Here is a 21,397-nt window from a genome sequence, read left to right on the forward strand (position 1 = left end):
CCGTACTAGTCAGAATAGCTGCCAAAGCCGAGCCTACGGTTCAAGCCAGGCTACGCCAAGCAGAGCTAAGTCGGCGGTAGAGCAAGAGCTGGATAAACGGGTGGCAGGGAAGACGGTTACTCGGCAGATTCTTTCCAGCTGTGATGCGCTCAGAGCTGGTGCTTATAGATGTGCCGCTTTCAGACCGCTGCGCACAGCGCCTTCCAGCACACCGGGGTAGCCGGTATCGGTCCAGTCGCCTGCCAGGCGAATAGCTGGCCAAGGTGTCGCTACCGAAGGGCGACGCAGACCGGGCACAGCCGCAAACGTGGCCCGTTTTTCGATAATCAGCTCGCTGGCCCGTATGGCAGGCATGGCTTTCAGGTGCCGGGTCTGGCAGCGTACCTGCTCGATGATCGCGGCAATGGCTTGCTCGCGGTCCAGCGCTTGCAGGCGCACAGCATCGCTGATGACGATCCCCACCAGCGTTTCACCGCTGCCCGGTTTCAGGGCGCTGTGATCAAATAGCCATTGGCCACCACTGCCGCTTTTATCGTCCAGCATCAACATGGAATGGGGCAGATTCCAGGCCTGTTCCAATTCCAGATACAGGGTGGCAATAGGGATGTAGCTGAAGGCTTCCAGATCGGCCAGCAGTTGTTCGCTGGCCGGGCTGCTGGGTAGGCTATGCAGCAGGCGCGCAGCCTGTACGGGAGGGCAGGCCACAATGGCTGCATCAAACTGCAGGCCGTCAATTTGTACACCTGACTCTGTCAGTTCCAGTCTTTGTACTCTGTGGCCCAGCTGTAGCTGAATGTCACGCAGGGCGGGCTCGCACCAGAGCTGGCTTAAATCCATCAAGGGAATCAAGGTTTGGCTGGCTTGCCGGGGACCGCCCAGGCTGTCGCGCAAGACATGGGCAAAGAGTTGGGCGCAGGCTTGCTCAATGGGCGTGTTCATGGCCGCCACGCAGAGCGGCTGCCAGAACAAACGGATGACCTGGCTGTCTTGCTGATGCTGCTCCAGGAGCTGCAAAACCGTCAGACCATCCGGGGTGCGCCATTGCTGTTTCATCAGCCAGCGGCAAAAACGTGCCAGCTTGATTTTCTGCGACCAGCTCAGGCCCTGGGCGCCTAGCAGGCCAGTCAATAAATGGAAGGGGGCAGGCAAGGGGCGATTGCGCAGGCGAAAGCGCCCATCGGCCGAGATCACGTCCAGATCCTTGCGTTCCAGACGGGATGCTTCGTCCAGTCCGATTTCCCCCATTAACCCCAGAATGACGGAGTAGGCGCCCAGCATGATGTGCTGGCCATTATCAGTATCACGCCCCAGATTGGGGCTGTGGATGCGGCGGGCACGCCCGCCTATATGGCGCGAGGCTTCAAAGACACTGACTTGATGGCCTTGCGTCTTCAGCCGCCAGGCGGCAGCACAGCCCGCCCAGCCCGCCCCGATAACCGCGACTTTCATCGGCCCAGTTTGCGTTGCAAGCTGCGGCCGCCCGATACCCAGGTTTTCCAGGCCAACCAGAATTTGCGAATGGGTGTCAGCGAAATGCGCTGTTCCAGTACATGCCAACGATCATTGGCAATTTCCACCAGCAGGGCATGGTAGATGGCGGCCATCAACAGGCCTGGGCGTTGTGCCCGGCGATCCACAGCGGGCAGGGCACGCATGGCCTGGCGGTACAAGTCCTGGGCGCGTTCGGTTTGAAAGGCCATCAGGGCCTCGAAGCGCTCCGAATGCTGTTGATCCAGGATCTCGTGAGGTGACACACCGAACTTGTCCAGATCTTCCTGGGGAAGGTAGATGCGGCCACGACGAGCGTCATCGCCCACATCACGGATGATATTAGTCAACTGAAAAGCCAGGCCCAGTTTTTGGGCATAATCGCTGGTCTGTTCCTGGGTTTGGCCAAAAATACGCGCCGATAGCAGTCCCACCACGCTGGCGGCGTGCCAACAGTAGCGTTCCAGCTCGCTCCAGCTTTGGTAGCGCACCTGGTCCAGATCCATTTCCATGCCGTCAATCACGGCCAGCAGTTCGTCCTGAGGCAGGTCGAACGCTTTGATATGGGGCGCCAGAGCCTGCATGACCGGGTGATGGGCACGGCCTTCGTACAGATCGGCCACTTGCGTGCGCCACCAGACCAGCTTCATGCGGGCAACCGATTCCTCGTGAACCTCGTCCACCACGTCGTCCACCTCGCGGCAAAACGCGTACAGCGCCGTGATGGCACGGCGGCGTTCAGGCGGCAGAAACAAAAAGGCGTAGTAAAAACTGGAGCCGCTCTGGGCTGCCTTGTTCTGACAATACTCGTCTGGGCTCATGGACGTTCAGGGTCGGTAAGGGGTACGGCTCAAGCCGCGGGTAATCAGGCGTAGCCAGTCCAGGCGGGACAGGGTGGGACGATGGCTGAAGACATCAAACTTTACCGCTTCCAGGCGTTCCAGAATACGCAGGCCGCCCAATACCATCATTTTCAGTTCCAGGCTGATGCGCCCGGACAGATAGCTGGACAGCAGCAGCCCGGCTTGCAGGCGTTGACGGGCATCGGTAACCAGCAACTGCATCATTTCCTGCCAGCGGGCATCGGCCTCGGGCTGACGCAGCAGCTGGGTACGGGCCTGGATGTAATCATCATCCAGATCATATTGGGCCAGCAGGTCTTGCGGGATATAGACACGGTTCTTGTGCCAGTCCAGTGCCACGTCCTGCCAGAAATTAACCAGTTGCAGCCCGGTACAGGTGGAGTCGGCCATCTCGATCAGCTCCGGGCTGTGGGCTTGATACAGATGCAGCATCAAACGGCCGACCGGGTTGGCCGAGCGGGTACAGTAATCCAGCACCTGGGCCATATCGCTATAGCGATGGGTGGTGACATCCTGGCGAAACGCAGACAGCAGGTCCAGAAAAGGCTTGAGAGGCAACTGGAAGTTGCTGATGCTGCTGGCCAGAGGGACAAAAATTTCACTGTGCGGGGTATCGGCCAGGACGGGCTGGTGATATTGCAGTTGTTCTATTCCGGCTTCGAACTGCGCCAGCAGTTCCAGGCGCTCGGCAGCGCTTAAATCGCCTTCATCAGCAATGTCGTCGGCGCTGCGGGCAAAACGATAAATATCGGTGACCGGTCGGCGTAGCCGACGAGGTAGCAGCACAGAGGCGACAGGGAAGTTTTCATAGTGCTCGATAGACATAGTCCGCCAGTATACGGCTTTCGTTTCCACTAGGGCTGGTTTAGACTTTCGTATTGCTTCGGGGAGAACCATGCCACGTCCTATCTCGGCCACCATTCATATTGCGTCACTGCGTCACAATCTCGATATGGTTATTCAGAGCCTGAATAACGCCACGGCTCCATCCGGCGTAAAACGGCCCCATATCTGGGCCGTCATGAAGGCCAATGCTTACGGTCATGACATCGAAAATGCGGTGCGGGCATTCAGTGCCGCCGAAGGCATGGCGATGCTGGACCTGAAAGAAGCCATACGTTGTCGGGCTGCCGGTTGGACCGGCCCCATCATGTTGCTGGAAGGTTTTTTCCAGCCTGAAGATCTGGATGTGCTGGCCGAGTTTGGCCTGACCACTGTCATTCATTGCCACGAGCAGCTCAAGATGCTGGAGCAGTGGAAGGGCGGGGTGGCCTTGAATGCCATGGTCAAGCTCAATAGCGGCATGAACCGTCTGGGTTTCAGCGTGGACGATTACCCCGCCGCCTTCGAGCGCGCTCAGCGTCTGCAAAAAGCGGGCAAGCTGGGAACCGTGGGGCGCATGACGCACTTTGCGCGCGCTGACGACAATATCGACGCCACGCTGGAGCAGATTCGCTGCTTTAACCGGATCACCGACGGCTTGCCGGGCCCGGTCAGTGTGTGTAATTCAGCGGCAACACTAAGCCCTGACCTGGGTGCATACATGCCCTCCGGTCCGGATCACTGGGTACGCCCCGGTATTTGTCTGTACGGCAGCTCTCCTTTTGCGGACATCAGCGCCGAGGACTTCGGCCTGCAGCCTGGTATGACTTTGGCGGCAGAGCTGATCAGCGTGCGCGGCGTCAAGCAGGGCGAGGGCATTGGCTACGGCCATACGTACATTGCCGAGCAGGCCATGCGTATTGGCGTGGTGGCTTGTGGCTATGCCGATGGTTACCCGCGTCACGCGGGAACCGGCACCCCGATTACCGTGAACGGTGTGCGCACTCGTTTGCTCGGTCGTGTGTCCATGGACATGCTGGCAGTCGACCTGACCCCGGTGCCCGCCGCCGGTGTAGGCAGTCAGGCGGTGTTGTTCGGTCAAGGCGGGCCCAGTGTGGATGAGGTTGCTGCGGCAGCCGGAACCCTGGGCTACGAATTGATTTGCGCGGTCGCCCCACGCGTGCCGCGCGTCATCCAGGATTAACACCAACAAGGCATAGCCATGAAAAATAAATGTGTACTCGTTACCGGCGCTACCAAAGGAATCGGCTGGGCAATCAGCCAAAGGCTGGCTGATGCCGGGGCCCACGTTGTGGGTCTGGCCCGCCACACCGAAAGCATTGATTTCCCCGGATATCTGTACTCCTGCGATTTGAGCAATGCAGGCGAAACCGAGGAAATGCTGCGCGTTATCCGCGAAAAATATCCCGTTGATGCGGTTGTGAACAACGTAGGTATGGTCGCGCCCGAACCGATTGGTCAGGTGGACCTGGGCAATCTTTATCAGGTGTTTGACCTGAATGTACGTGTGGCGGTGCAAGTGGCCCAGGCTTTCATCCCTTCGATGAAAGCGCGCAAGGAAGGCCGCATCGTCAATATTTGCAGTCGTGTTGTGCACGGCGGTTCCGATCGCACCAGCTATGCCGCGGCCAAAAGTGCCTTGCTGGGTTGTACCCGCACCTGGGCCTTGGAATTGGCTCCTTACGGCATTACCGTCAATGCGGTCTCTCCTGGTCCGATCGAAACCGAATTGTTCCGTGCCAATCATCCCGTCGGCAGCGAAGCCGAACAGCGCAGCCTGTCCTCCATTCCTTTGGGACGTTTTGGGCAGGCGGCCGAAGTGGCTGCTGCGGTTACCTTCTTGCTAAGCGATGAAGCTGCTTATATCACCGGCCAGAATCTGGGCGTGGATGGCGGTGGCAGCTTGGCCGGACGTTAAGGAATTTCTATGGCCACCAGTACTCGTGCGGCCCGCAAGGCCAAAGTTGTATTTGTTTGCACGGAGTGCGGGGCAGATACACCCAAGTGGGCGGGCAAATGCCCGGCCTGCGGGGCTTGGAACAGCTTGCAGGAAACGGTAGAGACACCGGCTGCGGCCAGTGCGCATCGTTTTGCTTCCCTGGCTGGCTCCAGCCCGGTCCAAAGTCTTTCCGATGTGCAGGCACGGGAACTGCCGCGTGTGCCCACAGGCATAGGCGAGTTCGATCGTGTCCTGGGCGGTGGCCTGGTGGAAGGCGGCGTGATCCTGATCGGGGGCGATCCCGGAGTCGGTAAATCCACGCTGCTGCTGCAGGCCATGGCAGCCTTGGCCCAGCAAACCAAAGTTCTGTATGTGACGGGCGAGGAATCCGCCGAGCAGGTCGCCTTGCGTGCTCGCCGTTTGGGCGTGCCTACCGAAGGTGTGGATCTGCTGGCTGAAATTCGACTGGAATCCATCAGCCAGGCCTTGCAGTCGCACCAGCCTAGCGTAGTGGTAATCGATTCGATTCAAACCCTGTATTCCGATCAGCTCAGTGCGGCCCCAGGCTCGGTATCGCAGGTGCGTGAATGTGCGGCGCAGCTCACCCGTCTGGCCAAGCAAAGCGGTACTTCCATGATTTTTATCGGTCACGTCACCAAAGACGGGACCTTGGCCGGTCCGCGTGTGCTGGAGCACATTGTGGATACAGTGCTGTATTTCGAGGGGGATACCCATTCCTCTTTCCGCATGGTGCGCGCATTCAAGAACCGCTTTGGCGCGGTAAATGAATTGGGCGTGTTTGCCATGACGGAAAAAGGCTTGAAAGGAGTCAGCAATCCTTCGGCCCTGTTCTTGTCCCAGCATTCCCAGTCAGTAGCCGGTTCCTGCGTCATGGCCACCCAGGAAGGCACACGGCCTTTGCTGGTGGAAATTCAGGCTTTGGTGGACTCGGCCCATGTACCCAATCCGCGTCGCCTGTCTGTGGGGCTGGAAAGCTCCCGTCTGGCCATGCTGCTGGCGGTGATGCACCGACATGCAGGCGTGGTCACTTACGATCAGGACGTGTTCGTGAACGCTGTAGGGGGCGTCAAGATTACCGAGCCAGCCGCTGACTTGGCTGTGTTGCTGGCTATTTTGTCTTCCCTGAATAACCGCCCCTTGCCACGGGGCCTGGTCGTGTTTGGGGAAATCGGCCTGGCCGGTGAAATTCGTCCGGCCCCGCGTGGACAGGAGCGTTTGCGCGAAGCGGCTAAATTGGGCTTCAGCATTGCCTTGATTCCCAAGAGCAACGCCCCGCGTCAGGCGATCGAAGGCCTGGAAATCTGGGCGGTAGACCGGGTGGAAGACGCTGTCGACCGTCTGCGTAATCTGTAACCGTCATGATAAGTATTGAGTTGATCCTGGCCTGCTTGCTGGGAGGCGCGCTTATTGGCTATACCGGCGGGGTCCTGGGGATAGGTGGCGGCTTGCTGGCTATTCCATTGCTGGGCCTGATTCTGGGTATGGACCAGCAAACCGCTCAAGGTACGGCTCTGATCATGGTGGTGCCTGCGGTGCTGCTGACCGTGCGTCAGTACCATCGTCGCAACCACATTGATTTTCGTCGGGCAGCACTGGGGGCGATCTCCTCCATCATCTTTACCTGGCTGGGCGCACGTCTGGCTCTGGGCATGGATGCGATCTTGCTGCGTCGCATTTACTCTGTATTTGTGATGGCCATTGCCCTGTATTATTTCGACCAGAGTTTGGGTTTTTCCCGGCGGCGTCGTCGCAGTGACAAGCCGCGTCCGGACCCGGAGTCGTTTGGCCAGCTGTGGTATATCGCGGTAGGCATGATGGCGGGCTTGGCCGGAGGCGTGTTTGGTGTGGGCGGTGCGGTGCTGGTGGTGCCGTTCCTGACCAGCCGTATGGGTTATAGCCAGACCGGTGCGCAAGGCTTGGCACTGTCCATGATTATTCCCGGCACGTTGGTCGCCTTGGCGACGTACGCGTTTCATGGTCAGGCTACTTGGCAGGTCGGCATACCGATGGCGATGGGCAGCCTGCTGCTGGTGCCGTTTGGCGTGCGCTTGGCCTATCGTTTGCCCGAGAATCGTCTGAAGTTTATTTTTGCCTGCATGCTGGTATTGATCATGGCCCTGTTGCTGGTTCGTGCCTGAGGAGCTGCTGTGAGCACCCAATCCGAAACTGTCTATTCTTTGCCCGGTGGCGGTGCCTTGTTGGCTCCGGAGCTGGCCAATCAGCTGAATCTGGAACCCGAGGCCTTGCAGCGCTGGTTCGAGGCCACCTCGTATGGCGACCAGGCCAGCAAGGTGGGGCAGGGGGGTCGTCAGGCCGCCTGGTTTGTGAACGGGCCCTTTGGTCAGGCGGTGCTGCGTCACTACCGCCGTGGTGGCCTGGTGGCTCGCTTCAATGAGTCTTCCTACTTGTGGCAAGGGGCATCGCGGACTCGCAGCTGGCGAGAATTTCAGGTGATGTCTTATTTGCACAACAAGGGCTTGGCCGTCCCCAAAGTGCTGGCGGGTGCATGGTGGCAACAGGGTTTTTGGTACCATGCGGCCTTGATAAGCCAGCGTGTGCCCGATGTGCAGCCTTTGACTCTGTGCCTGGACCGTGCCTCCCCCGAAGCGGTGGCACACGAGATTGTCCGCATGCACCAATTCGAGGTTTGGCACGCTGACCTTAACGCCTACAATATTTTGCTGGATGCGAATGACAAAGTCTGGCTGATCGATTTTGACCGTGCACGACAGGGGCCCGTCAGCCCCGCCCAGGCGCTGGGTAATGTGCAACGCCTGAGACGATCTTTGCTCAAAGTGTGTGGGCCGCGTGGCGATCAGTGGTGGCAGCAGATGTTTTCTGCTTACCGTCACCAAACGCAGCGTTAATTACGACTACGGGCTTTAAAAAAGCTTTATCATCTCGCCTTTTGGGTTTTTCGCTTTCGATAGGAAGGGGACTCGTGATGTCTTTTGGGATGAACACACCACAGGTACTCGCAGGCCTGCTGGCCGCTGCTGCCATCATGCCTGTTGCACAGGCACAAAATCAGGTTGTTAACGTCTATAACTGGGCTGAATATACGGCCCCCGACACCTTGTCCGGCTTTCAGAAAGCCACGGGCATTACCGTGCGTTATGACGTTTACGACAATAACGACACTTTGCAAGCCAAGTTGTTGACGGGCAAGTCGGGGTACGACGTGGTGGTTCCCTCCACGCATTACGCAGCGCGTCAGATCGAAGGCGGTTTGTTCCAGAAGCTGGATAAAAGTCAGATTCCCAACTGGTCCCATCTGGACCCGGACATCATGGCGCTGCTCTCCGATGTGGACCCCGGCAATGAATACCTGATTCCCTGGGGCTACGGCACCAATGGCCTGGGCTACAACGTCACTAAAGTCAAAGAGATCATGGGCGAGCAGGTGGACCTGGGCAACTGGGACATGCTGTTCAAGCCTGAAAATGCCGAGAAGCTGAAAGGCTGTGGCATTTCCATTCTGGACGAAGCCGCCCAGGTGTTCCCGGCCGTGCTGCACTACATTGGCAAAGACCCCAACAGCAGCAATGAAGCCGATTACCGCGAAGCCCTGGACTTGCTCAAGCAAATCCGTCCTTACGTACGTCAGTTCAGCTCCTCGGGCTATATCGACGAGCTGGCTGCGGGCGATCTGTGCATGGTCTACGGTTTCTCCGGCGACGTGATGATCTCCGCTGATCGTGCGCGCCAGGCTAAAAAGCCGTACGCCATCGACTACTACATTCCGCAAGGCGGGGCTCCGGTCTGGTTTGACACCATGGCCATCCCCAAGAGCGCGAGCAATGTGAAAGAGGCCCACGCCTTCATCAACTACATTGAAACGCCGGAAGTCCATGCCGCCATTACCAACACCATGTTCTACCCGAACGCCAATAAAGATGCGCGCGAGTTCGTGGTCAAGGAAGTAGCTGACAACCCCATGATTTACCCGTCGCCCGAAGTCTCCAAGACTTTGTTCGTCATCAAACCACAGCCACTGAAGGTGCAGCGTCTGCAAACGCGCCTGTGGGCTGAACTCAAGTCTGGACGTTAAGGCATCATGCAAGATATCCGTACCGGAACCTCGCCCTGGATGGATGGCGAGGATGCTTTCGTGCGTGTGGACGAAGTCGTCAAGATTTTTGGCGATACGGTGGCCGTCCAGTCTGTAAGTCTGGACGTCGCCCGTCACGAAATTTTTGCGCTGCTGGGTAGTTCAGGCAGTGGCAAATCCACCCTGCTGCGTATGCTGGCAGGTTTCGAGGAGCCGACTTCCGGTCGGATTTATCTGGACAACGAGGATATTACCGACCTGCCGCCTTACCGGCGGCCGGTCAATATGATGTTCCAGTCCTACGCGCTGTTTCCGCACATGTCGGTTGAGGCCAATGTGGCTTTTGGCTTGAAGCAGGAAGGCGTGCCCCGCAACGAAATCCACGAACGCGTATTTGAAGCCCTGGATCTGGTGCAGATGGCGGGTTTTTCACGCCGCAAACCCAATCAGTTGTCAGGCGGCCAGCAACAGCGTGTCGCTTTGGCGCGTAGCCTGGTCAAGCGTCCCAAGCTGCTCTTGCTGGATGAACCCATGTCCGCATTGGACAAGCAGATTCGTCAGAAAACCCAGATTGAACTGGTCAAGATTCTGGAGCGTGTGGGAGTGACCTGCATTATGGTGACTCACGACCAGGAAGAGGCCATGACCATGGCCAGCCGACTGGCGGTAATGTCCGATGGGCAGATCATCCAGTCCGGTACGCCTTACGATGTGTACTCCTTCCCGAACTCGCGCTTTGTGGCGGGCTTTATCGGTTCCACCAATTTGTTCACCGGCGTAGTGACGGTGGACGAACCGGACCACGTTCATATCGAGTGCGAGGAGTTAAACCGCCCCTTGTATGTCAGCCACGGGATCAGCGAACCGCTGGGCATGGACGTGTATGTGTCCATTCGTCCCGAGCAGATCAAGGTGAGTCGTGAGTTGCCTTCCGAGGACACCAACTGGGGCCACGGCATTGTGACCCACGTGTCCTGGATGGGTAGCTACACCCGCTACCAGATTCGTCTGGACGCCGGCATGCTGATCGAGGCGCAAATGCCCAGTGGCACCTTGGCCCAGCCAGATGCTCCCGGCGTGGACGAAGAGGTCTACGTGTCCTGGTCCGACGATAGCGCAACGGTACTGAGCACATGAAGAACCTGTCCTGGCGCAAACTGCTGCCCACCAGTCGCACGCTGGTGGTCGCACCCACATTCCTGTGGATGATCCTGTTTCTGCTGGTGCCATTTTTGCTCGTGCTCAAGATCAGTTTTGCCGATCTTGATTTCGGGGTGCCGCCGTATACGCCCTTGGCCCAGTTTGCCGAGGAAAGCATTTCCTTTGTACTGAACCTGCGCGGCTATATCCTGCTGTTCAGCGACAATCTGTATTTGGCCACCTACGTCAGCTCCTTGAAGATGGCTGCCGTCACCACGATCTTTTGTATCCTGATCGGCTACCCGGTGGCTTACTACATTGCGCGCTCTTCACCCGCCGTGCGTAGTCTGTTGTTGCTGGCGGTGATTCTGCCTTTCTGGACCTCCATGCTGCTGCGTGTCTACGCCTGGGTAGGCATCTTGCGTGGCGATGGCCTGCTCAATCAGGTCTTGCTGTGGATAGGCATTATTGATGCGCCGCTGGAAATCTACCGCACCGATCTGGCCGTCTATATCGGTTTGATCTATGCCTATCTGCCATTTTTCATCCTCCCTTTGTATGCGAATCTGGTAAAGCTGGATATGCGCTTGCTGGAAGCGGCTTACGATCTGGGCGCACGTCCCTGGTCGGCGTTCTGGAATATCACTTTGCCCATGTCCATGTCCGGCGTGATTGCCGGTGCCATGCTGGTGTTTATTCCGGCCGTAGGCGAGTACGTGATTCCGGAAATGCTGGGTGGGGCTGACACCTTGATGATGGGCCGTGTCATGTGGACCGAGTTCTTCAATAATGCGGACTGGCCGATGGCTGCTGCCGTCACTTGCGTGATGGTCCTGCTCTTGATCATTCCCTTGATTTTCTTCCAGTACAGCCAGATGCGACAGATGGAAGCGCAACGGGGAGGCCGCTCATGACCAAGCCTAATCCCTGGCTGCGTGCCATCGTCCTGACGCTGGGCTTTGGTTTTCTGTACATTCCTATCCTGTTCCTGATCGTCTTTTCATTTAATGAATCGGCCATCATGACGTCCTGGTCGGGTTTTTCCTTCCGCTGGTACGAGTCCCTGTTTCAGGATAAAGCGCTGCTCAGTGCTGCCAAGCTGTCTTTCCTGATAGCCGTGCTGACCGCGACCATGGCCACCATTCTGGGCACCTGGGCCGCCTATGTGCTGGCCCGTATGGGACGCTTCAAGGGCTTTGCTCTGTACATCGGTCTGGTCAGTGCACCGTTGGTCATCCCGGAAGTGGTGCTGGGTATTTCCCTGCTGCTGATGTTTGTGGAGCTGAACTCCCTGTTTGGCTGGCCGGAACAGAACGGTATCTTCACTATCTGGATTGGTCACGTGGTGCTGTGCACCGCGTACGCGACCGTGATTCTGCAGTCGCGCATGCGTGAGCTGGATCGCTCTCAGGAAGAAGCGGCGCTTGATTTGGGTGCTACCCCCTTGAGGGCGTTTTTCCAGGTGGTCCTGCCTTCGATCGTGCCTGCCTTGATGGCGGCCTGGTTGCTGGCCTTTACCTTGTCGCTGGACGATGTGGTGATCGCTTCCTTCCTGTCCGGTCCGGGCTTTACCACCTTGCCGGTGGAAGTGTTTTCGCGCGTACGCTTGGGTCTCAAGCCCGAGATCAACGCGTTGGCGACCCTGCTGATTTTGGTGATTGGTATTTTTGTTGTGGTCGCCAGCCGCTTGCAGGTACGCCGCGAGCGTCGCGCCTGATTGATAAGGAGTATTGCCGTGTTCACGATGTATGGTTTGAAAAATTGCAGCACCTGCCAAAAGGCGATTGCCTGGTTTGAGCAAAACGGTCTGCCTTTGAACTTTGTGGATTACCGCGAACATCCCTTGGAAGCGGCCCGCCTGCAACAATGGGCGCAGGAGCTGGGTGGCTGGCCCAAGCTGGTCAATCGTGCCTCCATGACCTGGCGTAATCTGCCTGCGGAACGTAAAGAGCCGCAGGACGATGCCCAATGGCTGGCCTTGATTGCTGAATTTCCGGCGCTGGTGCGCCGCCCCTTGCTGATTACGCCCGAGGGCGAGGTCAGCGTGGGTTTCAACGAAGGCAAATTTGCCGCACGTTTTCTTAAATAAACCAAGGGGGGCCAAGCCCCCCCATTTTTATATCTGCCATGTACACACAGACCGAACTCAAACAACAGGTGGCTCAGGCCGCGGTTGATTACGTCCTTCCTTTCCTGACCCCGGATTCCATTCTGGGTGTGGGTACGGGTTCCACGGTTGATTTGTTTATTGATGCTCTGGCGGCGCACAAACATGCCTTCAAGGCTGCTGCTTCCAGCTCGGAGCGCTCGACCGCTCGCCTGCAAAGTATGGGTATTGCAGTGCAAGACTTGAACACCATCGAACGCATGGACTGGTATGTGGATGGTGCCGACGAAATCGATGCGGCGTTGAACATGACCAAGGGCGGTGGTGGCGCTTTGACCCGCGAGAAAATCGTGGCTTCGGTCTCGGACAAGTTCCTGTGCATTGTGGACGATTCCAAACTGGTGGATCGCCTGGGTGCGTTCCCCTTGCCGGTGGAAGTCATCCCCATGGCCAAGAATGCCGTGGCTCGCCAATTGCGCGCCTTGGGCGGTAATCCCGTCGAGCGTACGGGCTTTGTCACCGATAACGGTGGCCTGATTCTGGACGTGTCCGGTTTGTCGATTGCAGACCCGGCTGCTCTGGAAGCCCAGATCAACAATATGCCCGGTGTGGTGTGCTGTGGCCTGTTCGCGATTACCCCAGCCAGCGTGGCCTTGATTGCCGGTCAACAGGGTGTGCGTACCCTGCCTGGCGACGGTTTCTGAATTTTAATGTCTCTGTCATAATCGGTGCTTAATCTATGCACGGATTAAGCGCTGGCGCGAGCCATTTTGCTGTTACAGAAGGCCACTATGAACGAACATACCAATAAGCAGTTTCACTCCGATCTGGAGGCCACCCGTTCGCTGTTCTTGCAGATGGGCGGTATTGTTGAATCTATGGTTCGCAGTGCGACCGAAGCCCTGCAAACCGGGGATATGTCGCTGGTTGACCAGGTTCGCGAGCGTGAAAAAGAAATCAACCGCCTGGAAGTGGAGATTGACGAGCGCATCACCAACCTGATCGCCCGTAATCAGCCCACTGCCATTGACCTGCGCATGCTGCTGTCCATCTCCAAAATGCTGACCGATATGGAACGCTGCGGGGACGAGGCCGAGCGCATCGCCAAGATGGCTCGCCGTCTGCACGAAGGTACCGCTGGCTACGAGCCCGTGGTGGAACTGCGTCACATGAGCTCCTCAGTCGCTGGCATGATCAACGATGTGCTGGACGCCTTTGCGCGCCAGGATGCCGTACACGCAGCACAGATTGTGCGTAGCGACAAGGAAGTGGATCGTGAGTGGAAGGGTTCGCTGCGTCACATCATCACTTACATGATTGAAGATCCACGCACGATTTCGCACTCCATTGATCTGATCTTTATCGCCCGTGCGCTGGAGCGTATTGGCGACCACGCCAAGAACATGGCTGAACGCGTGATCTACATGGTGCGTGGTGACGACGTGCGTCACACCGGTGTGAAAAACACCGAGCGTACTGCACGTGGTGAACCCTTGCCAGAACCGGAATCCGAAGACAAAGCCTGATTCCGACCCGGGCCTTCTTGCTGCAAGCCTTGCATGGTGTCATGCAAGGCTTGTTTGCTTTTCAAAAACCAAAACCGTAGCCTTTGGGGGCTTGGTCAGGATAGAACTGGGTACGTAGCAGGACCGCATCCTGCACCGTTATCAACACTGCCGAGTCCCACCAGGGCGGGGTCAGCGTTGGCAAGGCCAGCAGATAGCCCTGTACGCCGTGCGCACCGGACTGGCGCACAAACTCCAGATCAGCCTCGTCCTCGACACCTTCGATGATCACGTAGGGGCTGTAATCGGCGCAGACATTGACCAGATTGCGCAGCAAATGGGCTGGCTGACCGGGGCTGCGTGCCCGCAGCAAGATCGAGCGGTCAATTTTGATAATGTCGGCATGGGTCTGCACCAGAAAGGCGAGGGTGCTATTGCCCGATCCCGTGTCGTCCAGAGCAATCCGTACCCCCAGGTTTTGCAGTTGGGCAATCAGGCGCAGCGCCGTGGGCTTGTGGGCGATGGTGCCGGTTTCCGTCACCTCCAGAATCAGGCGCTGGGCCACATCCGGGCGACTGTCCAGATAGCTGAACAGATCTTGCCACCACAAATCGTCCTGCAGGGAGCCTGCGGAGATATTCACTCCCAGACAAAGACCGGGTTTTGTACTGAGCAGCTCCACCACACTGCCCAAGACACTGCGATCCAGCCGGGACACCAGACCTAATCGCTCCAGAGCGGCGATGGCCTCGGGTAAAGAGTAATCCGCCGTGCCGCAGTGACGAATCAAGGCTTCTTCATAAAAGTCCTTGTTCTTGTGTTTTTCACCCAGGTGATAGATGGGCTGAAAGGCCAGGGCCAGCAGCCCATTCTGTAAATCATCCAGCATGCGAACTGCCAGACTCATATCGTCTCGGTAGGTCTTGGCCCAGACCTTGTGCCAGGCGGCCAGCGTCGCTGGATGATTATGAGAGCAGGGGTTGGGAGCAGGAGGGTGGAGCTGATTCGTGTCGTACTGACGGCTATCGTAGTGGTAAGCCATCTGGGTGTGCAGGTAGATGCGGTGCTCATCCTGGGTGATGGGGTCACACTCCAGTGCCGCACCCAGCAATTGGGCCAGGGCATTGGGATGGGTACGCTGAAAGCGGTGTTGCTTGCCCAACTGCTTCAAGGCAATCAGGACAAAATCCCCCCGGATAAAGATTTCATTGGCAGTCAGCCCACAGTCCAGCAGCCTTTGCTGCACGGTATCCAGCACAAAAGCATGAAACTGCGGCCCATACAAAGCCTCCAAATAGCTCAGGTTGACCAGCCACAGGCGCAAGTGAGTGGAGTACTGGTCAATCTCGGGTAGGTCTAGGCGGCACATGAACTTCTTTTCCTGTGGGTAAAGCAGTAAGCGGCGGTGCTGTGCAGGGCTCGGCGCAAGGCTGCTCAGACATGGACACGTGATGGGCCGGTGTGGCTTGGGCACTGTATGCGCATCAAGGCCAGCCGTGATTTTGTGCCTTAGGGCTTCAGGTAACTGTAGAAAAATCCCATTTCTTTTGATTTTTGACCAGTCTGAAACTAACTTGTCGCGCAGCGTTTCATTTAATTACGTTTTGGCTGCGTGCTGAAGGTGGGGCTATTTGATAAGAATGCGGGGAAAGGCGGGGGAGTCGGGGGCAAAAATAAAGAAACCCCGGAGCACGATGGTAATGCTCCGGGGTTTGGGTGCGTGTCCTGAATCGGGACTTAAGCGGAAGGGGCGGTAAAACCGTCGGCTTCCACGTCCTTGTCTTCAAACAGATATTGCTCCATCTGTTCTTTCAAATACGTGCGGGCACGGGCGTCGGCCAGGTTCAGGCGGTTCTCGTTCACCAGACGGGTTTGCACGTCCATCCAGTTGGCCCAGGCCTGTTTGGAAATCGAGTGCCAGATCTTGGTGCCCAGCTCGCCGGGGTAGGGGGGAAACTCCAGGCCCTCGGCTTCCTGTTTCAGCTTCACACAGTGAATCATGCGTGCCATATGTGTTCCTTTTCAATCAAATGCTTGGATGGGCGTATTGTACTTAGGGGCGCAGGAGGGTCAAACCGGCTTACAGCTTTTTAATAAAGACCATGCTGTTGCGCGAACGGTTGTAATGCGACTGCTTGCCCTTGGGCAGATCGGACACGCCACCTTGTACAAAGCCACGCTTGATAAACCAGTGAGACGTGCGGGTGGTCAGCACAAAAAGACGCTTGAAGCCGGCCGCACGGGCCTTGGCTTCGGTATGGCGCAAGAGAATTTCACCTTCGCCCGAGCCTTGCCATTCCGGGTGCACGATGAGACAGGCCATTTCGGCCATGCTTTCTTCTTCGTACGGAATTAATGCCACACAGCCGTAAATAATGCCGTCGTGCTCCAGAACCGTGAACTGCTCCACCTCGCGCTCGATGACCGAACGGCCGCGGGGGACCAGGGTGCCGTCAATTTCAAGGGGTTCGATCAGTTGCACGATTGCACCCACATCGTCCAGATTGGCCGGGCGCAAATCGTCCAGTGTGTCTTCCACCACCATGGTGCCCACCCCATCGTGGGTGAAGATCTCCAGCAAAATGCTGCCGTCCTGCTTGTAGGGTACCAGGTGCGCACGGGCAATACCGCGTTTGACGGCTTGCGAGGCGTAGCGCAGGAAGGTGGAGCAGTCCTCGTCCAGCTTGCCCGAGGCCAGCAGGGAGTCGGCATCGGCACGGGCCAGTTCCGAATCGATATCCAGATTATTGGAGTGCCCGATATGCTCCGGGGTCAGGAAAATCAGCTTTTCAGCGCGCAGGGCGATGGCCGTGCTGGTGGCCAGATCTTCCATGTCCAGGGTAAAGGCCTCGCCAGTTGGAGAAAAACCCAATGGGGAGAGTAGAATAAGCGCTCCTTGGCTCATGATCAGCCGCATGGCGTCCACGTCCAGCTTGCGTACCGCCCCAGAATGCTTGAAGTCCAGGCCATCAATCACGCCCACCGGACGCGCGGTCACAAAGTTGCCCGAAATGATGCGAATCTGGGCATGGGACATGGGGGTGTTGGGCAAACCCTGGCTGAATGCGGCTTCAATATCCAGGCGAATTTCACCAGCGGCTTCTTTGGCGCATTCCAGAGCGACCGCACTGGTTGGCTCGGTACCGCGACCGAATTGCGTGGTTTCGCCTTTCAGGCGCAGTTGCTCATTGACCTGGGGGCGGGAGCCATGCACCAGCACCAGCTTGATGCCCAGTGCTGACAGCAGCGACAAATCCGGGATCAGGGTGTAGAGCAGTCCATCGTTGATGAGCTCGCCCCCAAAGGCCACCACGAACGTCTTGCCACGAAAATCGTGCACATAAGGCGCCACTTCCCTGAACCATCGCACAAATTGTGCCTGGGATTCATCAGGTGGTTCGATGGCGTTGTACGAGTCGGGGATGTCTGTGTTCATTGCGGGGGATCTTTGCGTCCAAATGGTTTCAAGCCAAAATTATAATGATGTCTGTACCAGAAACTACCTTTCATGCACGAGTCCGACGAATTGACTGAAAACCCACACTCTTTACCAACAATTTCGTACCCTGATGACCTGCCAGTCAGCGCCCGACGGGCCGAAATTGCGCAGGCGATCAAAGACCATCAGGTGGTCATTGTGTGTGGTGAAACCGGCTCGGGCAAAACCACCCAATTACCCAAAATCTGTCTGGAGCTGGGCCGTGGCCTACAGGGCAAGATTATTGGTCATACTCAGCCGCGCCGTCTGGCCGCCACGTCGGTCGCCAAGCGTATTGCCCAGGAGCTGCAATCGGAGATTGGTGACTGGGTAGGGTACCAAATCCGCTTTAACGACAAGACCGGACCGCGCTCGGCCATCAAATTGATGACAGACGGGATCTTGCTGGCCGAGTCCCAGCGCGATCCCCTGTTAAGCCGCTATGACACGATCATTATTGACGAGGCCCATGAACGCAGTCTGAACATCGACTTTCTGCTGGGTTTTTTAAAGCAACTGTTGCCACGGCGTCCGGACCTGAAGCTGATTATTACCTCGGCCACAATTGATGCCGAACGTTTCGCGCAGCACTTTGCCCACAAGGGCAAGAAGGCGCCTGTCATTGAAGTGTCGGGCCGTCTGTATCCCGTCGATATTGTGTACCGCCCGATTCTGGACCCGTCTTTGGTCGATGCCGAAGAACGCCGTTCCGCCTCCGAGGAGGAGCGGGATCTGATGCAAGGCATTGTGGATGCAGTGCAGGAATGTGCCCGGCATGGTACGGGCGACATTCTGGTCTTCCTGCCTGGTGAGCGTGAAATCCGCGAAGCCACCGAGGCGCTGGAAAAAGAAAAGCCCATCAATACCGTGATCCTGCCCTTGTTTGCGCGTCTGTCGCAGGCGGATCAGGAACGTATTTTCCGACCCAAAGGCAATGCGCGCCGTGTGGTGCTGGCGACCAATGTGGCAGAAACCTCGCTGACCGTGCCCGGCATTCGCTTTGTGGTCGATAGTGGTCTGGCGCGTATCAAGCGCTATTCCTGGCGCAACAAGGTCGAGCAACTGCGTATTGAGGCGATCAGTCAGGCCTCGGCCAGCCAGCGGGCAGGGCGTTGCGGTCGTATTGGCCCCGGTATCTGTATTCGTCTGTATGACGAGCAGGATTTCAAGAGCCGCCCCCCCTTTACGGATCCCGAGATTTTGCGCTCCTCGCTGGCCTCGGTGATTTTGCGCATGAAGGCCTTGCATCTGGACGATGTGGAAACCTTCCCCTTTGTGGAGCCGCCCACTGGCCGTGCGATTGCCGATGGGTATCAAATTCTGCAAGAGCTGGGTGCGCTGGATGAACAGCAGCGCCTGACCAAGGTAGGCCGTTCCCTGGCCAAACTGCCTGTGGACCCGCGTGTGGCCCGCATGATTCTGGCCGGTCATGAACATCATTGTTTGACGGAAATGCTGATCGTGGCCTCGGCTATGTCCGTGCAAGATCCGCGTGATCGTCCTGTCCATGAGCGTGAAGCAGCCAATCAGGCCCATGCCCGTTTCAACGACGACAAGTCCGAGTTCCTGTCCTATGTAAAGCTGTGGAACTGGTTGGAAGAGCTGTCGCAGGAACAAAGCTCGCAGCGCAAGTTTGCCAATAGCGTCAAACAGGCTTTGTTGTCCCCTTTGCGTATTCGTGAATGGCGGGATGTTCATACCCAATTACGCAGTCTGGTACAGGAGCAGCGCTGGGTCGCCAACCCCTCGGCAGCCACGTATGAGCAGGTGCATCTGGCCTTGTTGACGGGCTTGATCGGCAATATTGGCTACAAGAGTGAAGAAACGGGTGTCTACCAAGGCACGCGTGAATTGCGCTTTGTGATTCACCCCGGCTCCAAGCTGGTCAAGAAAGCAGGCCGTTGGATACTTGCGGGCGAGCTGATGGAAACCACGCGACTCTTTGCCCGCTGTGTGGCGCGTATCGAGCCGCAGTGGATTGAGAAAGTCGGTGCCCATTTGCTGCGCAAAACCTGGGGCGATCCGCGCTGGGAGAAGAAAGCCGGGCAGGTAGTGGCCAATGAGCGCGCTACCTTGTATGGCTTGCTGATTTACAGTGGCCGTCGCATTCACTTTGGCCGCATTGATCCGGTGCAGGCACGCGAGTTGTTCTTGCGCCAGGCTCTGGTGCCAGGCGAGATCGACTCCAACCTGCCTTTCCTGCGTCATAACCGTCAGCAGATACAGGCGGTAGAGCGTTTGGAGCACCAATCCCGCCGTCCCGATATTCTGGTGGACGAAGAACTGATTTACGCGTTTTACGATCAGCGCATTCCCAAGGACGTGTACCAGACCGCCACATTGGAAAAGTGGTTCAAGGGCTTGTCCAAAGAAGAGGCCAAGGGCCTGGAGCTGAACCGCGACGAATTGATGCAGCACGACGCAGCCGGCATCACCACCGAGGTCTTTCCGCGCTCCGTTGAATGGCAGGGTGTGAAGATGGCGCTGGATTATCACTTCGAGCCGGGCTCGGTGCGCGATGGGGTGACCTTGAGCGTTCCCTTGTTCGCCTTGAACCAGATCGACGCTGCGCGTTGCGAGTGGCTGGTGCCCGGCATGCTGAAAGAAAAAGTGCTGGCTTTGCTGAAATCCTTGCCGCAACGCATCCGCCGCCATTGTGTGCCGCTGCCCGATTATGCTGCCGCCTTTCACCAACGCTGGTTTGAAAAAGCAGCCGATCCGGGCATGGGCCTGCTGGACGCCATTTCGCAGGATATGTGGACTCAGCTCAAGCAAAGGCCGCAGCGCAGTGACTTCAAACCCGAGACGCTGGCGACGCACTTGTTCATGAACTTCCGGGTCATTGACGAGCATGGCCGCATGTTGTCGGGCGGGCGCAATCTGGATCAGCTCAAGGCCGAGCATGGCCGTCAGGCCCAGGCATCCTTCCAGCAAATGGCCGCCAGCGACGAACAGGTAGCGCAAGTGCTGGATCACGAGCAACTGACCAGCTGGAGCTTTGGTGAACTGCCCGAGCTGATGGAAATCAAACGCAAGGGGCGCAGCTTTATTGGCTACCCGGCCTTGATCGACAAGAAAACCCATTGCGATCTGGATGTGTTCGATGACCCGGCCCAGGCCCAGCGTCAGCACCGTCAGGGTTTGCGCCGCTTGTTCCGTTTGGCCCTGCGCGAGCAGGTGCGCTTTCTGGAAAAGAACATTACGGACCTGACTCGTATCAGCATGCTGTACATCAATCTGGGGACGCAGGAACAATTGCGTGATCAGATTATTGATGTGGCCCTGGAGCAGTCCTGCATGATGGAGCCCTGGCCCAAGAACCAGGCCGAGTTCGAGGCTCGTGTGCAGGAGGGCCGCAGCCGTCTGGGTCTGGTGGCCCAGGAAGTGGCGCGTCTGGCCGGGCAGATTCTGACTGAATGGAGTGCCGCCCAGAAGAAACTGGCGCAAATCAAGGCCCACCCCGAGGCTTTGAAAGACATACAGCAGCAATTGAACGCCTTGATGCCTACCTTGTTTCTGGAAAGCAATGAATACGCGCAGTTGGCGCATATGCCGCGTTACTTGAAAGCGGTACAAACACGGGTGGACAAGCTGCGTGCCGACCCGGCTCGCGATCAACGCCTGATGCAGGATATGTCGGTTCTGCTGACCAAGTACCAGCGTGCCGTGGCCGCGCTGAAAGGTGCGACCGATAGCGGTTTGCGGGATTTCCGCTGGATGCTGGAGGAACTGCGCGTGTCCTTGTTTGCCCAGGAACTGCGCACCCCCATGCCTGTCTCGGTCAAGCGGCTGGAAAAAGCCTGGGCTGCCTTGCAGCGCTAGATTGTTTGTTATTTTGGTATTGGTCGGCAGGGGGCGGGTGATTGTGCGTTTGTTGTTCAGTGAGATGTGAACCAATCGAAACATATTGCCTGCCCTTATTCACCTTGAGCATCGCTTCAGGGTCACCAATGTCTATTGGC

General features: G+C 57.5%; 19 protein-coding genes. 13 read left to right on the plus strand and 6 right to left on the minus strand.

Features of this window, described 5'->3' with window-relative positions; translation table 11 throughout:
• Positions 1-162: 162 nt before the first annotated feature.
• Genes hpnE through hpnC form a run of 3 tightly spaced genes read right to left on the minus strand, consistent with a single transcriptional unit; the run spans position 163 to position 3,176 of the window.
• Positions 163-1,449, minus strand: coding sequence for a hydroxysqualene dehydroxylase HpnE (gene hpnE / locus NBV64_RS06315; protein WP_250756913.1), 1,287 nt, complete (start codon positions 1,447-1,449; stop codon positions 163-165).
• The gene (hpnD, locus tag NBV64_RS06320) at positions 1,446-2,309 is read right to left on the minus strand and encodes a presqualene diphosphate synthase HpnD (protein WP_009461634.1); all 864 of its coding nucleotides are present in this window, start codon (positions 2,307-2,309) and stop codon (positions 1,446-1,448) included. The genes hpnE and hpnD overlap by 4 nt, the downstream gene beginning before the upstream one ends.
• 6 nt (positions 2,310-2,315) lie before the next feature.
• Positions 2,316-3,176 carry a squalene synthase HpnC gene (hpnC, locus tag NBV64_RS06325; protein WP_009461636.1) on the minus strand — a complete coding sequence of 287 codons (861 nt, stop codon included), beginning with the start codon at positions 3,174-3,176 and terminating at the stop codon, positions 2,316-2,318.
• Positions 3,177-3,246: 70 nt separating this feature from the next.
• On the opposite strand from hpnC, the gene alr reads away from it, so the two are divergent.
• The 12 genes from alr (at position 3,247) to phoU (ending at position 13,978) form a co-directional block, all read left to right on the plus strand.
• Positions 3,247-4,377, plus strand: a complete 1,131-nt coding sequence (gene alr, locus NBV64_RS06330; RefSeq protein WP_009461638.1) for an alanine racemase — start codon at positions 3,247-3,249, stop codon at positions 4,375-4,377.
• A gap of 18 nt (positions 4,378-4,395) precedes the next feature.
• Entirely contained in the window at positions 4,396-5,112 is a 717-nt protein-coding gene (locus NBV64_RS06335) for an SDR family oxidoreductase (protein WP_009461640.1), read from the plus strand.
• 9 nt (positions 5,113-5,121) lie between these two features.
• Entirely contained in the window at positions 5,122-6,507 is a 1,386-nt protein-coding gene (radA, locus tag NBV64_RS06340; RefSeq protein WP_009461642.1) for a DNA repair protein RadA, read from the plus strand.
• Between the two features lie 5 nt (positions 6,508-6,512).
• Positions 6,513-7,292 carry a sulfite exporter TauE/SafE family protein gene (locus NBV64_RS06345; RefSeq protein ID WP_250756914.1) on the plus strand — a complete coding sequence of 260 codons (780 nt, stop codon included), beginning with the start codon at positions 6,513-6,515 and terminating at the stop codon, positions 7,290-7,292.
• A 9-nt stretch (positions 7,293-7,301) separates the two neighbouring features.
• A complete protein-coding gene (locus NBV64_RS06350; RefSeq protein WP_250756915.1) occupies positions 7,302-8,021 on the plus strand; it encodes a 3-deoxy-D-manno-octulosonic acid kinase in 720 nt (239 codons plus the stop codon).
• 77 nt (positions 8,022-8,098) lie between these two features.
• Positions 8,099-9,205, plus strand: coding sequence for a polyamine ABC transporter substrate-binding protein (locus tag NBV64_RS06355; RefSeq protein ID WP_009461648.1), 1,107 nt, complete (start codon positions 8,099-8,101; stop codon positions 9,203-9,205).
• A gap of 6 nt (positions 9,206-9,211) precedes the next feature.
• Positions 9,212-10,342, plus strand: a complete 1,131-nt coding sequence (locus NBV64_RS06360; RefSeq protein WP_009461650.1) for an ABC transporter ATP-binding protein — start codon at positions 9,212-9,214, stop codon at positions 10,340-10,342.
• Positions 10,339-11,259, plus strand: a complete 921-nt coding sequence (locus NBV64_RS06365; RefSeq protein WP_009461652.1) for an ABC transporter permease subunit — start codon at positions 10,339-10,341, stop codon at positions 11,257-11,259. The genes NBV64_RS06360 and NBV64_RS06365 overlap by 4 nt, the downstream gene beginning before the upstream one ends.
• On the plus strand, positions 11,256-12,062 hold the full coding sequence (locus NBV64_RS06370; protein WP_009461654.1) for an ABC transporter permease subunit: 807 nt from the start codon (positions 11,256-11,258) through the stop codon (positions 12,060-12,062). The genes NBV64_RS06365 and NBV64_RS06370 overlap by 4 nt, the downstream gene beginning before the upstream one ends.
• 27 nt (positions 12,063-12,089) lie before the next feature.
• Entirely contained in the window at positions 12,090-12,434 is a 345-nt protein-coding gene (locus NBV64_RS06375; RefSeq protein WP_009461656.1) for a Spx/MgsR family RNA polymerase-binding regulatory protein, read from the plus strand.
• A 38-nt stretch (positions 12,435-12,472) separates the two neighbouring features.
• Positions 12,473-13,156 carry a ribose-5-phosphate isomerase RpiA gene (gene rpiA, locus NBV64_RS06380; protein ID WP_250756916.1) on the plus strand — a complete coding sequence of 228 codons (684 nt, stop codon included), beginning with the start codon at positions 12,473-12,475 and terminating at the stop codon, positions 13,154-13,156.
• Positions 13,157-13,243: 87 nt separating this feature from the next.
• Positions 13,244-13,978, plus strand: coding sequence for a phosphate signaling complex protein PhoU (gene phoU / locus NBV64_RS06385; RefSeq protein WP_009461659.1), 735 nt, complete (start codon positions 13,244-13,246; stop codon positions 13,976-13,978).
• Positions 13,979-14,039: 61 nt separating this feature from the next.
• On the opposite strand, the gene NBV64_RS06390 is transcribed toward phoU, so the two are convergent.
• The 3 genes from NBV64_RS06390 to argA all read right to left on the minus strand — a co-directional run bounded on the left by NBV64_RS06390 (position 14,040) and on the right by argA (position 17,393).
• Positions 14,040-15,326: an EAL domain-containing protein gene (locus tag NBV64_RS06390; RefSeq protein ID WP_250756917.1), complete on the minus strand. Its 1,287-nt coding sequence runs from the start codon at positions 15,324-15,326 to the stop codon at positions 14,040-14,042.
• A gap of 368 nt (positions 15,327-15,694) precedes the next feature.
• On the minus strand, positions 15,695-15,967 hold the full coding sequence (locus NBV64_RS06395) for an oxidative damage protection protein (RefSeq protein ID WP_009461661.1): 273 nt from the start codon (positions 15,965-15,967) through the stop codon (positions 15,695-15,697).
• A 70-nt stretch (positions 15,968-16,037) separates the two neighbouring features.
• Entirely contained in the window at positions 16,038-17,393 is a 1,356-nt protein-coding gene (gene argA / locus NBV64_RS06400) for an amino-acid N-acetyltransferase (RefSeq protein ID WP_009461662.1), read from the minus strand.
• Between the two features lie 72 nt (positions 17,394-17,465).
• On the opposite strand from argA, the gene hrpA reads away from it, so the two are divergent.
• Positions 17,466-21,257, plus strand: a complete 3,792-nt coding sequence (gene hrpA, locus NBV64_RS06405; protein ID WP_250756918.1) for an ATP-dependent RNA helicase HrpA — start codon at positions 17,466-17,468, stop codon at positions 21,255-21,257.
• Positions 21,258-21,397 lie beyond the last annotated feature (140 nt).

The sequence above is a fragment of the Alcaligenes sp. DN25 genome, assembly GCF_023674485.1.
GTDB lineage: Bacteria > Pseudomonadota > Gammaproteobacteria > Burkholderiales > Burkholderiaceae_B > Alcaligenes > Alcaligenes phenolicus.

What these genes read in the sequence shown, in the direction of transcription:
- radA (WP_009461642.1), top strand. Translation starts at nt 5,122, where the DNA reads ATGGCCACCAGTACTCGTGCGGCCCGCAAGGCCAAAGTTGTATTTGTT.
- rpiA (WP_250756916.1), top strand. Translation starts at nt 12,473, where the DNA reads ATGTACACACAGACCGAACTCAAACAACAGGTGGCTCAGGCCGCGGTT.
- NBV64_RS06365 (WP_009461652.1), top strand. Translation starts at nt 10,339, where the DNA reads ATGAAGAACCTGTCCTGGCGCAAACTGCTGCCCACCAGTCGCACGCTG.
- NBV64_RS06390 (WP_250756917.1), bottom strand. Translation starts at nt 15,326, where the DNA reads ATGTGCCGCCTAGACCTACCCGAGATTGACCAGTACTCCACTCACTTG.
- argA (WP_009461662.1), bottom strand. Translation starts at nt 17,393, where the DNA reads ATGAACACAGACATCCCCGACTCGTACAACGCCATCGAACCACCTGAT.
- NBV64_RS06395 (WP_009461661.1), bottom strand. Translation starts at nt 15,967, where the DNA reads ATGGCACGCATGATTCACTGTGTGAAGCTGAAACAGGAAGCCGAGGGC.
- phoU (WP_009461659.1), top strand. Translation starts at nt 13,244, where the DNA reads ATGAACGAACATACCAATAAGCAGTTTCACTCCGATCTGGAGGCCACC.
- alr (WP_009461638.1), top strand. Translation starts at nt 3,247, where the DNA reads ATGCCACGTCCTATCTCGGCCACCATTCATATTGCGTCACTGCGTCAC.
- hrpA (WP_250756918.1), top strand. Translation starts at nt 17,466, where the DNA reads ATGCACGAGTCCGACGAATTGACTGAAAACCCACACTCTTTACCAACA.
- NBV64_RS06375 (WP_009461656.1), top strand. Translation starts at nt 12,090, where the DNA reads ATGTATGGTTTGAAAAATTGCAGCACCTGCCAAAAGGCGATTGCCTGG.
- hpnE (WP_250756913.1), bottom strand. Translation starts at nt 1,449, where the DNA reads ATGAAAGTCGCGGTTATCGGGGCGGGCTGGGCGGGCTGTGCTGCCGCC.
- NBV64_RS06355 (WP_009461648.1), top strand. Translation starts at nt 8,099, where the DNA reads ATGTCTTTTGGGATGAACACACCACAGGTACTCGCAGGCCTGCTGGCC.
- NBV64_RS06360 (WP_009461650.1), top strand. Translation starts at nt 9,212, where the DNA reads ATGCAAGATATCCGTACCGGAACCTCGCCCTGGATGGATGGCGAGGAT.
- hpnC (WP_009461636.1), bottom strand. Translation starts at nt 3,176, where the DNA reads ATGTCTATCGAGCACTATGAAAACTTCCCTGTCGCCTCTGTGCTGCTA.
- hpnD (WP_009461634.1), bottom strand. Translation starts at nt 2,309, where the DNA reads ATGAGCCCAGACGAGTATTGTCAGAACAAGGCAGCCCAGAGCGGCTCC.
- NBV64_RS06345 (WP_250756914.1), top strand. Translation starts at nt 6,513, where the DNA reads ATGATAAGTATTGAGTTGATCCTGGCCTGCTTGCTGGGAGGCGCGCTT.
- NBV64_RS06335 (WP_009461640.1), top strand. Translation starts at nt 4,396, where the DNA reads ATGAAAAATAAATGTGTACTCGTTACCGGCGCTACCAAAGGAATCGGC.
- NBV64_RS06370 (WP_009461654.1), top strand. Translation starts at nt 11,256, where the DNA reads ATGACCAAGCCTAATCCCTGGCTGCGTGCCATCGTCCTGACGCTGGGC.